This is a genomic window from Caproicibacter sp. BJN0012 (genome assembly GCF_035986805.1).
Lineage (GTDB): Bacteria > Bacillota > Clostridia > Oscillospirales > Acutalibacteraceae > Caproicibacter.
Genome location: NZ_CP142518.1, coordinates 805,843 through 819,075 on the forward strand (window position 1 = coordinate 805,843; position 13,233 = coordinate 819,075).

Genomic DNA, 13,233 nt, shown 5'->3' on the forward strand with positions numbered 1-13,233 from the left:
GAAACTCAGAAAGCCGCCGGCCCGAATTCGGGCCGGCGGCTTTCTCATTTGGGGGACTGCCCCGGTTTTTTGCCGGGCGCCGCAGTGTCATTTACTGAAGCGCTTATTTAGCGCTGCGAGCGATTTCTTTTCGATACGCGATACTGTTCGTATCGCCTATTGTAAGCGATTGGCTCTAAGAAAAGGCTTCCAGCTGACGGAAGCGAAAATGAATGATAATATGTTTGTCCTCGGTCAGTTCGACCCGCTCAATCAGGCTGACGAGCACCTCCCGGTTTGACCACGCGCCGTCGACAAAACGGTTCACCAGTTCGCGGGCCAGTTTCTTCTGCTTTTCCGGCTCATACGTGGGTGCCTCCAGACCGGACAGTTTCTGTTCCAACGCTGCCCGCTCCTGTTTGGCTCTCTGATAAATGCGTTCAAAGTCCTGCTCCTCCAGAATTCCGGACAGACGATCCATATACATCCGGTCAAGGTGCACCGTCAGGCTCTTAATTTTCACCTTGAGCGCTGCGGCCTCCTGCTCTTGGCGGTTCGCCTGATTGGCTTCCTCTACTGCCTTTTCCGCCGTAGGAAGGAGCTCTTCAGTCCGCACATAGTTCTCGCAGACTTCCCGTACCTTTTTGATCACAGCTTGTGTGACGGTCTGTTCCTTGATGGAATGGCAGGTGCAAACACCGGCCTTTGTGAAGCGCTGGTAGGTGCGGCAAACAAAGTAAAGGCAGTCTTCGCCTCTTGCGTTTGGACGGTTGATGACGGCCAGCGGATAACCGCATTCGTGGCAGTAGATGAGTCCCTTGAGCAAAAAATCGTAGGTCCGTGAACGGGTGGTCTTACGGCTTCCCAATAGCTGCTGCACCTTATCAAAGGGTTCCCGGTCGATCAAAGGCTCGTGAGTGCCCTCTACCACAATCCAGTTCTTCCGCGGCTGACGGACGCATTTCTTCGACTTGTAGTTGATCTTCTTGGAGCGCCCCTGCACCATGTTACCAATATACGTCTCATTTTGGAGCATGTCGGAAATTCGCTCGCTGCTCCACATTCCGGCGTATGGTCCGGTACGTCCTTGATTCAGTCCGGCATAAGTTGCCGGCGTCGGCACTTTTTCCACATTGAGCCGGGCTGCAATTTGGCGGCAGGACAGCCCCTCCAGCGCCATGCCGAAGATGCGCCGCACCACGGGGGCCGCCTCTTCATCAATCACAATTTTATTTTTTTCCTCCGCCATTTTGTAACCGTAAAGCGGTTTCCCTCCGATAAAGAGCCCCTTGCGCTGTTTGTCATGCTTGACGCTCTTGATCTTTTTGGAGATGTCCTTGGCGTACATGTCGTTCATGATGGCGCGAAAAGGTGTAATGTCGTTTGCCGTACTCTCAATTCCGGTGTCGATTCCATCAAGCAGGGAGATGTAGCGGACCCGGTTTTCCGGAAAATACCGCTCCATGTAATGGCCGGTCATGATATAATCGCGGCCGAGACGGGACAGGTCCTTGGTAATCACCATATTGACCTTTTTTGCTTCAATATCCGCAATCATGCGCTGGAAGGCAGGACGGTCGAAGTTTGTTCCGCTCCATCCGTCATCAATATAGGTATCAAACACGCACAGCTTGTGCTCTTTCGCGAAAGCGGTAAGCAGGGACAGCTGATTGGTTACGCTTTCGGATTGTCCTTCGCTTTCATCCTCCCTTGAAAGTCTGATGTACAGTCCCACATGATAGTCCATCGGGTTGCTTATTTCCAGGTACATGTCATACCTCCGGAAATAAGCGACCATTCATCATGGACATGATAGGCGGGCCGCTTTTGAGAAAGCAAGTCTGAAATTGTTATTTTTAAGCTCTCTTTCGAGAAAAAAGCGGAACGATTGGAACAGCAAAATCCGAAAGTCGTCCCCGTCCTGCGCATAACGGCAATCCACAGATATGTTATGGGCGCTCATGTCAAACACCTCCTCCAGAACTATGTTTTATAGATATGCGCAGGCGGAAATTTTTCTGCGTGTCCATAAAAGAAAAAGCACCGGAGGCTGTTTCTTTCAGTGCTATGTCCTGTTGCGCATAGGGCCAAGCTTACACAAATATGAATAAAAATTTGAGGTGGCTGGCATATGGAAATAAGCTTTTTGTTTTGCCTGCCGTTTGAATTGACAGTTTTTTCTTCCTGCTGTACAATTTAAGAAGAAAAATGTCGAAATGTCAGGGAGTGTAAAAGACTCTGCTTGATTGCAGAGTTTTTACTATAGGTTTAGAGAAAAGCATACCTCATTCTGCCCCATTCCAATGGTCAATCAGAAAGGTGGGATTCAAAGTGGCGTTTCAGGCCGCACTTTTGGACAGCATTTCTCAGACAAAGTACTTGTCTGCCGATCACTATATCCAATACAGGGCCATCATGCGCATATTCTATTTGGAATATCAGAAAATGCATTATCAGCTGGACAAGGAATCGATCTTGGTTCAGCTTCATGAAGACACCATTTTCGCCCAATATTCACCGGAACAGTTGACGGTGGATCTGGATCAGCTGGTCAATTGGAAAAACCTGACCCCGATTCAGGATCCGCATAAAGTCTATACGGTAGCTGATTTTAAGAACAGGCAATTTCAGTATATGATGTCCCAGATAGCGCTGGAAATCGAGCGGATGACCATTACCCTGGAAAACCTCCATACCCGGACAGCAGGCCTGTCTTTCAGCGCATTCCGGCGAATCCATGATGCGCTAAGTACGGCAACCCGTTTGGATGAATTGTCTCAAAAAGAAATCGTCGCATGGTGGCAGGATCTTCAGGAAGATTTTAGCCGCCTGAGCCAGAACCATCAGGATTATTTGCGGGAATTTTATGGACCCACTGCTGAAAAAAGCATGAAGTCCACCGCTTTTATCACTCACAAGCAACGCTTGATTCGCTATTTGGAAGAGTTTATTCAGGATTTGCAGAGCAGCTCTGCCCAGATAGCGGCCCAGCTGGAAGCTATTCCGCCAGAACAGGCAGAGCATATTGTGGGGCTTGTGCATCAAAGCCAATTGGATCTGCCACGGCCGCAGTCAGAACAAAGCCCCGACTGGAAAACAGATCTTCTAAAACAGGACAAGGGCGTGTGGCAGTCTTTGGTTCATTGGTTTGTCGGAGAAAATTCCACTTCCAATCAAGTTATGGAGGTTACGAACGAAATCATCCGCAGGATTGTGCAAAACGCGGCTCTTTTGGTACAGATGCAAAATATGGGCGTCAGCAAAAAAGCGGAAATTCGTCGGCTGCTTTCTCTCTTTGCCGGATGCGAGAATCTAAAAGAAGCACACCGGCTTTCTTCTCAGGTGTTTGGAGCCCAGGAAGTCAGACATTTTTGCGTCAACGCACCGCGCGATACCGAGCGGATTGACATCAGCACCTATGATGAACCTCCGATGGAATATGCTGTTCAGCCTCGCGTGCGTACTTACAAGCCCAGGATAGACAAAAGCAGTTTTTCCGACAAATCGGAGGATAAAAAAATACAGCGCCAGTTGATTCTTGAAGAACAGCACAGGCTGCGCCGGCTTGTGGAAGGTTATATCAAAGACGGGATTTTGGATTTCAGCGCGATGAAAACTCCCCTCACACCGGATATCAGAAATATTTTTCTGTCCTGGGTAGCCGCGGCCAATCTCAGTCAGGATCATCGGAGACGAACGGAGTATGGGCAGACTTTCTCATTGAAGCAAAGAGGGGACGGGAACTGCCGGCTTCCCTGTACGGATGGGATATTGACGATGCCGGACTATGTCCTGGTTTTTGAGGGTAAAGCGTATGGATGAACTGCGTTCTCTTCTGGATCGGTTTTGGATTATCAAGAGTCAGGACAAACAGCTTTATTTTGATGTGAAACGTGCTCTGCCGCAGTACCGCCGTTTCGTTAATGAGCTTTTGGGCTGGAATCTCATTGTCAATGAATCCGTCATTAAATTGGAAAAGGTGCCGCCCCGGTCGATGCCATGGATGGGGATAGAGAGCTTTACCGACACCATGGATTATTGTTTGCTTTGCGCATTGCTTCTCTATTTGGAGGATCTGGATGACGGAGAGCAGTTTTTGCTTTCGTCTCTGACCGAAGCCATTGAAACCTATATGGCCGAGTTCTGCCCTGTGGACTGGACGAAATATATCCATCGGAAGTCTCTGGTCCGGGTTCTTTTGTATGTGCAGAACATGGGACTGCTTGTGGTCTATGATGGAAACAGCGAAGGCTTTGGGAACAAGCAGGACCAGGAAGTGCTCTATGAAAACACCGGGCTGTCCCGGCATTTTCCCGTTCACTTTGGCCGGGACATCTCGGATTGCCTGACCGCCCAGGATTTCGAGGCTTTTTCCTGGGGTGAGGACGGCGAACGGGGGCGGCAGCGGATTAACCGCGTCTATCGCCAGCTGGCCTTGGCTCCCGCGCTTTACTGGTCGGAGGGGGATCGGGCTGATTACGAGTATGTCAAAAATCAGCGGCAGTGGCTTGAGAAAAACCTGGACGATGCTCTGGGCGGAGAATTGCATATCCACAAAAACGGGGCCTTTTTTGTGTTCAATGAAGATTCCCCTTTTGGCGTTTGCCATCCCAGAAATTTAGCACTCTCAGATGTGGTCCTTCTTTTATGCTCGCTCATCCGTGAACGGGTAACGCGCGGGGAGATTGACCGGCGTGAGGATGACATGATTGTCCTGACGCATCGCGAATTCCGGCACATGGTGAATACATGCAGAGAAAGCGGCGGAAGCGGCTGGGGCAAGCAGCTTCGCGAGCTTTCTCCAGACAAGCTTTATCAGGAGCTGCTTGCATATATGGAAGGCTGGATGATTGCTGAAGACCATGGTGATGATCTGTTGATTTGTCCCGCGGCCGGTAAGTGGACCGGCAACTTTATAAAAGGTTTCAGCGGAAACCGGAAAGGGGCGCAGGAGGATGGATCGATGGAAAATGCATAGGCTTGGATTCGTGAATTTCTGGCTCTATGACGTGGAAGAATTTGACCTTGAAGACGGGCATATTTTACTGCGCGGCGCCAATGCTTCCGGCAAGTCCATCACAACACAGAGTTTTATTCCCTTTCTGCTGGACGGTAACAAAAGTCCCGAACGCTTGGATCCGTTTGGGTCACGAGACAGGCGAATGGATTTTTACCTGCTGGGAGACGGCGAGCGGGAGGAATCCACCGGCTATCTATACTTGGAATTCAAGAAAAAAGGGCTGGAAGAATATCTTACCATCGGCGTTGGAATGCGGGCACAAAAAGGAAAGAATATTGATTTCTGGGGTTTTTGCCTGTGCGATGGGAGAAGGATCCTTCCGTCGCAAGTTCAGCTTTATCAAACTGTCGGCAATCAGCGGATTCCTTTGAGCAAGCAAAAATTAAAGAATCTGCTGGGTGACAGTGATAACTGGGCGGAAAGTCCGGGCGCCTATAAACAGCTGGTCAATGACCGCGTATTTCAATTCCGGGATATTCGTCAATATGATCAGCTCATTCAGCTGCTGATCAAAGTACGTGCCCCGAAACTTTCCAAAGAGGCGTTCCGCCCTTCTGAGGTAAAAAAGGTTCTTAATGATTCCCTGCAGGTGCTGACCGACGAAGATCTGTCGGCTATGGTCAGCACAATGGAACGAATGGACGATCTGGAAGACACATTACAGGACTACCGCGCCGCAATGCGCGACGCCATGACGATCCGCAACGAGTATACCCGTTACAACCAATTTATTCTGGGCAGAAAGGGACAGGCATATCTGAATGCGCTTAGCAGGACGGAGCATCTGCGGAACTCATTAAAAGATGCTCAGGAGACGTTGGAAACCCGCAAGGCGGAATTACTGGAGCAGACTGCGCGCTGCGAAGAGGCGGATGTACGTCTTGAACAGGCGAAAGCCCGGCGTGAGGCGATGGGTAATGACGATATCACCGAAAAACGCCGTCAGATGGAAGCGGAGGAAGGGCGCCGGAAGCAATTGGAGCAGCAATACTCCGATACTGAGCGGCAGCTTGAAGCGATTCAATGCAACATCGATAAAAATGAACTTAAGCTCAGAGAACAGACGCAAATCCGAGAGGATGCGCGCGCCGGCCTGCGCGGGGACGTTCGCAGACTGGATGAATACAACAGCATATTGGACTTAGGGGATGCTCATCGGAATTATACTGACGGCCTGAAGGCCGGACACCCAACCGATGCAGACCAGCGAACACTTCAAAAAGCACTGAATGACAGGAAAAAGCTAATTTCCGAGGCTTTGGCAAGTTTGCAGAAAGTCCAGCAGGCACAAGCTGGCTATGATATCGCATGCCAGGCTCTTGACCAGGCTCTTGCCGCAACAGAAGCGGCAAAGCGAGAGCTGCGCGATGCGGAACAGCAGGATCAGGAGGAGAGAGATCGACTCATCGAAGCCATACTATCGCGGCAGAGCACAAATCAGGAACTGGTCTTTTCTCAGCCCGATTTATTGACTCTCCGGAAAGCTGTGACTCAATATCGGTCCCCCGGAGACTGGAGTTCCGTAAGGCAGCTGATCGATGACTGCCACTCCCGGCGGCAGGGGCAGCTGATGGAGGAAAAACTATCTTCCGAGCAGTCGCTGCGGGAAGCACAGTCGGAAGCGGACAGAATAAGCCGTGACCTGGACAGGGTTCGCGGTCAACCGGAACCCGTGCCGCCGCGCAGCCCGCAGACGGAAGCCACTCGCATCTTCCTGGCTATGCAGGGAATCCCATGCGTTCCTTTTTATGAGACAGTGGATTTCCGACCGGAGTTGTCCGGGAAGGAGCGCGACCTTCTGGAGGCTCAGCTGAATGACGCCGGATTGCTGGATGCGCTGGTTGTATCAGAGGAGCATAGGCAGTCGCTCACAGAACTGCTGGCGGAATATCCGGATCGTTTTTTGATGCCGGGCACCCCTGTGGAAAATCCGGTGACATCTTTGGTTGCGGACGCGTCGTCTCCTTTCGGCAGTGTGGCCGCTCAGTGTTTGCTGGGGATTTCCTGTTCGGATTTGACCGCGGACACTGCGTTGCTGCCGGACGGTTCATTTCGAAACGGCGTAATTCAGGGATATAGTCATGCCGAAGCCTCTGCCGGTTTTGTGGGTGCAGCCGCAAGACGGGCCAACAGAGAGCGGCAGATCCACGCATTGGAAGAACAGCTTCGCACGGCGGAGCGGGAACGGGATTCCAAACAAAATGAGGTCGATGCACTCAGCTCCCGCTTAAAACTACTTGCCGAAGAGCGTTCGGCTATGCCGACGACGATCGATCTGGATCAGGCGCTGGATCTTTTGGCACAGGCCCGCCAAAAAAACGTGCGGGCGGAAGAAGAGCAAATGAAAAAAGCCGACGCGGAACAGGAGGCCAAACGTCAGCTTACCCGCTTTGAACAGGAGAGCCGGGAGAAGAGCCGGGAATTACCTTATGCCAGGACGGCAGATGCCTATGAGGAGGCCTCTGATACCGCGGGCGATTATGGTAATCTTTTATCTGAACTCTACGGGAACTGGAATAAGCTGCGGTATCTCATTCAATCCGTTGCAGATCTGACCGATACCATTGACGGACAGCGGGATATTGCGGATGGGATGCAGAAAAAGGGGATTGTGGAGAAAAGGATGCTGGCAGCTTCCGACGCAAAAATCCGGCAGATTCAGGAGTTTCTGAATCTGCCGGAAAATCAGGAGCGGGCCCGGATGATTTCAGAATTGGAAAGTGAGATTGCCGAGCAGAGCGGCATCAAAAACAATTCGGAAATTAATATTTCCGCCCTGAATGTAAAGGTTGAAAACGCAGGTCTGGAGGTCGGGCGGCAGAATAAAGACCTGCTTTCCTCCGTGTTTTCGGAGCAGGACCTGGAGAAATATTTTTCCGAAGATTTGTCACTCGGCTTTTCCATTATGCGCGATGATCTTCCGTTATCCCAATATGCCCGCCAGGCGCAAAGCGGTATTCCGGCCGCGGATCGTGAGCGGACTCCTGAAAAAATGGGAGAATCATTACAGAACAACTATCAGCAGCACAATAATTCCTTGTTAAAATATATGCCTAGAATCGAGACCATTTTCGATGCGCCATCTCAGGTCGGAGTATTGCGTCAGCGTCTTGTGATTACATTGCAGAAAGATGGTAAGGAGCTATCCCTATACAATTTTATTGAGGAATTAAAAAAAGATATTGAGCTGACTGAAGTAGTACTTGAGCAGAAGGACAGGGAACTGTTTGAAGATATCCTTACAGATACCATTAGCTATAAGCTCCGTGCCCGTATTGAAGAAAGCCAGCAGTGGAGTCTGGACATGAGTGCTTTGATGAAGCTGCTGGATACCTCAATGGGACTGACCTTCAGTCTGGATTGGAAAGCAAAGAAAGCCGAAGGCACAGAGGAGCTTGACACTGCCCAGCTGGTCATGCTTCTCAATAAGGATCGGGCGCTTTTGACGCGCGAGGATAGCCAGCGAGTTTCCTCTCATTTTCGAGCAAAAATAAAAAAAGCGCGCCAGGATGCAGAGACGCGTGAAGAAGCGGTAAACTACGCAGATCTAATTCGAGATGTATTGGATTATCGTACCTGGTATGAATTTCAGCTTTACTATCAGAGAAAAGGTGAAACGAAACGTGAGCTGACTGACCGCAGCTTCAACACGTTCAGCGGCGGAGAAAAGGCTATGGCCATCTATTTGCCCCAATTTGCGGCCGTATCGGCGCAGTATCAAAAAGCGGGCTCCTGCTGTCCGATGCTTCTGGCCTTGGACGAAGCTTTTGCGGGGGTTGACGATAAAAACATAGGGGCGATGTTTGATCTGGTACACAGCCTGGACTTCGATTACATTATGAACTCACAATCTCTGTGGGGATGCTATTCATGTGTTCATAGCCTTGATATCGCCGAATTCCATCGACCCGGTAACGCTCAGGTCGTTACCATATTACGTTACCGATGGAATGGAACAGAAAGAACGCTCTTGGAAGGATAGGTGAGAAAATTGGATGCCGAAGCCTGTGCAGCTTATTTTGCAGAACGTCCGGCCTATCAACGGATTATGGATGAGATGCTCCGGAAATATCGGGGACTTGGGCGCGTAGGTGGCCAGATATGCCTAAAAGATGCCACTGATGATGAGTGCCAGGCAGCCCGTGCCATATTTGGCCGTCCGTTTTCCAATCCTTTAAAATTCAAGCTCCAAGAGTTTGAAGCGGCCCTCCAAGCCACACCCTACCAGGGAATATCCCTGCCAGAACTGCTGGAAGCATACTTTGGGACTCAAATTTTGACCCGTCGGGAGGAACATAGGGAAAAAGCGCACTCTCTGGCTGAGCTTATAAGCAGGGTCAGCGATGAGGTGGAGAATCAAACCTGCCGCCGGTGGCTCCGTTCGTTGCTGGAGGCCCGGTCAGGCGGGTATGCGCTGGTACGGAGGAGTTTGGAGTCCGGCGAGGCCGCGTCTGCCTTGACACATGCTTGCAAAAGCGCAGCGTGGCTTGAAGAACATGCGGGAGAATTCATTCGCTTGGCCGTGCTTAGTGCCCGGGTCACTTCCGACCCGCATGCTTTAGACAGCAATACCTTGGCGGGGAAACTATTGCTGCATTTGCTGGCATTTTCTCAGGCGGTGCATTTCCCTTCAGATGCGGAACAGAGAGATATGCTTTATTACAAAGCTGGCATCCTGTGTGATAGCATTTCCAGTTCCGTGACCCAATCAGGGCTGATTCTCAGTGCAGGGGAAGAAGAGCATCCCGCCTATCAGTACTTTCGGCAGTCCTACGAGGTTTGTACGCTGACACTTACAAATTTGGCGAATTTGTCCGCGGCATCCAGTCCGTCAGGCCATGTTTACCTGGTCGAAAACCAGATGGTTTTCTCTCAGCTCTGTGACCATGCAAGTGAATTCCATTCTCCATTAATCTGTACTTCAGGACAGCTTCAGGTGGCTGTGCTTCGGTTATTGGATATGCTGGCAGTGTCAGGCACAACATTTCACTATTCTGGCGACTTTGACGGTGGGGGGCTGTCTATAGCGGATCGCTTAACTGCCCGCTATCCGGGTTTGTTAGAACTGTGGCACATGTCCTCCAAAGACTACGCTGCTGCATGCTCTGAAAAAGAGTTGGGTGAAATCAGCATACGAAACCTGCATGGCTTGTCCCATAAAGCGCTAAACGAAACGGCGGTAGCTATTTTAAAAAAGGGTTATGCCGGCTATCAAGAATTATTGCTGCCTGCAATGTTAAAAGATCTGATGGAGACGCCGTAACTTTCAAAAATATCCTTAAATTCTTGCGTCTGAATGATATCTTGCCCTAAACGCTCTGAATTCTCCGCTATTAGAATATCGATATCTCCCCGGATAGCCGCATGCAAAGCCGGTATTAAGCCACTATGCGGGAATATGCTGTTTTCTTTCTGGCAGTGAGAAACGCCTATCACAGAAACTTGTTCAGAGACTATGCGTTTGGCTGCTGCTCTTTCTTTGCCCTCGTCACGGCAATACAACCAAGCACGCTTTTTGCAAATTCGAGTCATGATAACGGCTCCTCTCCCTCACTGTATTCGGCGGCTACTTAAATCTTGATATTTTACGAATTATAACCAAATTGTTTTACTTTTAAAGACTTCTCTAAATATTATGTTTCACAGGAATAAAAAATGCCGGACTGTTCTCCTGTCCGGCTATTTTTCACTCTTGCTATCCATTCTCGGAATTCGACGAAATCTTGCTTGCCAACTCTTACTGTCCAAACCTCTATCCCACATCTATCAAAAAATTCTGCTGCAAACGGGGATTCATATGGCGTTCTTCCCAGCCGATTCAATTCATATATCAACAGAACATCGAAACTTTTTTTAATGGCGCCTGCCCGAAGCTCCAGAAGTGCATCGTCAGTCTGAAGAGCAGCAGTATCGTTTGGCGCCTCTTCTTGCCAGAATTCTCGGAGGAGCAACCAGCCTTGTTTCTCGACAAAGTTATGGCAGGCCATGCGCTGCATCTCCATCTCCGGTGTGAATACCTTCGAAAATGCTTTCGTTCTATACAGGCAGCAAACATTTTTCTTACGTGATTTTGGCATTTTAATCATCCTTTCAATTTTACATTGTTCTGTCGACATTTTACTGCTAAACGCCTTTTTATCTGCAAAGCATGTTCTGCCGCTATGATATTATATATAAAAAATCTCAGGCCGCTATTTTAGCAGCCTGAGATATAATTTATGAAATTTATACAATGAAAGTAAAAACAGAATTTTGACGATACAACCATTTATTTGTTTTCCCGCATGCCAGCATACCGCGCTCCCGGACAAGCAATACCCCCTTATGAAACGAGCCTGCTTCAAATGACGGCTATTAGGCTGTTGACTTCCATGCAAATCGAATAGCCGCGGAAAACATAAATACGCCGAATCAGATAGTTGACGATCATCTTCTTAACCTCTGGCCTGCTTGTTTCATATAAATCCCCCCATTTGACCTTTTTAAAATGTTTCAAATCTGTATTAGCCCGATCTTTGGAGAGCTTTCGCTCTGATTTCAGAAGGTTCAGCTGCATTTCGGCACGCTGAACTTTTTCCTGAGCATCCCGGACCATATCGGATAAAAGTTCTACAGGGAATTCCCCCGCTCCTTTCAGCGTCTTTAAAATCTCCGGCTTTAAGATTTCGTATTCCTCTTCAGCTTCTCTGAGCCTCTGGGATGCAAGCCGTATTTTTTCATTCAGCTGACGTTCGGACCTCAGATGAATATCGCTTAACAGACGCTTTTCATCCACAAATCCGAGTTGATCCAACAGTTCTCTGACAACCGAATCTACCAGTTCATCCAAAATATGTGAGGTATATCCGGTCTGTCCCTCACATTCGCAATTTTTTCGGGATTTGTTATAGCAGATATATCGGATTCTTTTGACTCCCTTTTTTTCTCCGCTGGCCAGATATACTGTTTTCCCATTCGTCGTCAGCACCAGACGGCCGCCGCAATGTCCACAGAATACGTTTCCTGACAACAGCGCTCGACCCTTTGTATTCATGGGCACCGAGTGCTGTTCGCATTGACGGTCAAGAAGAATTTGTTGAGCATGATTAAAGATATCGCGATCAACAATAGCCAGCTCTCCAAAAGGTGCCGATATCGTTTCTCCACTGTGCAACATTCCAATATAAGTCTGATTATGAAGAATATGCGCTATGGCCGCTTCCTTCCAGGTTTCACCCTTTCGATTTCGGAAGCCAAGCCGATTGAGTTCAATAGCGGTTCGAAGACGACCAAATCCATGAGAAACGCAAAGTTCAAATATTTTACGGACTACGGCAGCCTCATTCTCGTCAATGATCAGCTTGGATATTTCCCGTTTTCGTTTGTTGAATTTTCCGGTAGGCTCAAGGCGGTAGCCATACGGCACCGTTCCACCCCGGTATCCGCCGCTAAGGATCAGCTGACGCATTCCTTCCTTCGTACGAACAGAGGTTTTTTGGCTTTCACCGTCTGCCTGCCAAAAGCGGATGTAGTTCAGCAGAGTGTCGACATGGCTGTCAAACCGCTGCTCTCCTTCCTGTACACTCCAGACCCGAATTCCGTTTCGAGCAAACCATTCTACGACAAATGGTGTTTCATCGGCTTTTCTCCCGATACGATCAAACATGAAAACCAGAAGCACATCAAATTCACCCTGCGCAGCACGCTTCTTGATTAGCTGCAGTTTATCGCGCCGGTCGGCGCTGACTTTGAAACCGGAGACTCCGGTCTCCTGCTCTTCATGGATAATGGACCACCCCATTCTATCCGCGAACGCATGGCAGGCATTTCGCTGCATGGGAAGATCCGGTTCGTTCGCATCGTTGAAATCTACTTGTTTTACTGTGGATACACGATACAGGCAGTAAACTCGTGTCTGCATATTTACACCTTCTCTCTTTCTTGGAGTACGCTGTCAACATACGAATTTGTAAGGATCGATTTGATCAGTTCACCCAGATTGTCGGATGTCGGCTTCATCTGCTTTACAGCTACATTCTTCTGCTTGCCCTGAATGACATATCCATCTTTGGTTATCTCTTCCCAGGTTTTCATCATCGCCACCTCCTTTTAGCGGAATTGAGAGCGTGAATGGCTCTTTTAAATATATGGTATTGTAGCAAGAACGGTCACCCCATCTTATCGCTTGTATAAATGCAGATATTTTTCAAAAAGTCGTTTGATTCTTTGTAATCATGTGCTATACTAAGTTATGG

The 13,233-nt window shown here is 49.1% G+C and carries 9 protein-coding genes; 4 read left to right on the forward strand and 5 right to left on the reverse strand.

Features of this window, described 5'->3' with window-relative positions:
- Window positions 1-175 precede the first annotated feature (175 nt).
- Window positions 176-1,750, reverse strand: coding sequence for a recombinase family protein (locus tag VA597_RS03890; RefSeq protein WP_326975226.1), 1,575 nt, complete (start codon window positions 1,748-1,750; stop codon window positions 176-178).
- A gap of 560 nt (window positions 1,751-2,310) precedes the next feature.
- Between VA597_RS03890 and VA597_RS03895 the strand changes: the two genes are divergently transcribed.
- The 4 genes from VA597_RS03895 to VA597_RS03910 all read left to right on the forward strand — a co-directional run bounded on the left by VA597_RS03895 (window position 2,311) and on the right by VA597_RS03910 (window position 10,262).
- The gene (locus VA597_RS03895) at window positions 2,311-3,801 is read left to right on the forward strand and encodes a TIGR02677 family protein (protein ID WP_326975227.1); all 1,491 of its coding nucleotides are present in this window, start codon (window positions 2,311-2,313) and stop codon (window positions 3,799-3,801) included.
- Window positions 3,794-4,957, forward strand: a complete 1,164-nt coding sequence (locus VA597_RS03900; RefSeq protein ID WP_326975228.1) for a TIGR02678 family protein — start codon at window positions 3,794-3,796, stop codon at window positions 4,955-4,957. Before VA597_RS03895 ends, VA597_RS03900 begins: the two co-directional genes overlap by 8 nt.
- 1,018 nt (window positions 4,958-5,975) lie before the next feature.
- Entirely contained in the window at window positions 5,976-8,981 is a 3,006-nt protein-coding gene (locus VA597_RS03905) for an SbcC/MukB-like Walker B domain-containing protein (protein WP_326975229.1), read from the forward strand.
- Window positions 8,982-10,262 carry a TIGR02679 family protein gene (locus tag VA597_RS03910; RefSeq protein ID WP_326975230.1) on the forward strand — a complete coding sequence of 427 codons (1,281 nt, stop codon included), beginning with the start codon at window positions 8,982-8,984 and terminating at the stop codon, window positions 10,260-10,262.
- Here VA597_RS03910 and VA597_RS03915 read toward each other — a convergent pair.
- The 4 genes from VA597_RS03915 to VA597_RS03930 all read right to left on the reverse strand — a co-directional run bounded on the left by VA597_RS03915 (window position 10,211) and on the right by VA597_RS03930 (window position 13,075).
- The gene (locus VA597_RS03915) at window positions 10,211-10,531 is read right to left on the reverse strand and encodes a recombinase family protein (protein ID WP_326975231.1); all 321 of its coding nucleotides are present in this window, start codon (window positions 10,529-10,531) and stop codon (window positions 10,211-10,213) included. The two genes, VA597_RS03910 and VA597_RS03915, sit on opposite strands and share 52 nt — an antisense overlap.
- A 101-nt stretch (window positions 10,532-10,632) precedes the next feature.
- Window positions 10,633-11,115, reverse strand: coding sequence for a recombinase family protein (locus VA597_RS03920; RefSeq protein ID WP_326975232.1), 483 nt, complete (start codon window positions 11,113-11,115; stop codon window positions 10,633-10,635).
- Window positions 11,116-11,339: 224 nt separating this feature from the next.
- The gene (locus VA597_RS03925; protein ID WP_326975233.1) at window positions 11,340-12,899 is read right to left on the reverse strand and encodes a recombinase family protein; all 1,560 of its coding nucleotides are present in this window, start codon (window positions 12,897-12,899) and stop codon (window positions 11,340-11,342) included.
- A 2-nt stretch (window positions 12,900-12,901) separates the two neighbouring features.
- A complete protein-coding gene (locus tag VA597_RS03930; protein WP_326975234.1) occupies window positions 12,902-13,075 on the reverse strand; it encodes a hypothetical protein in 174 nt (57 codons plus the stop codon).
- Window positions 13,076-13,233 lie beyond the last annotated feature (158 nt).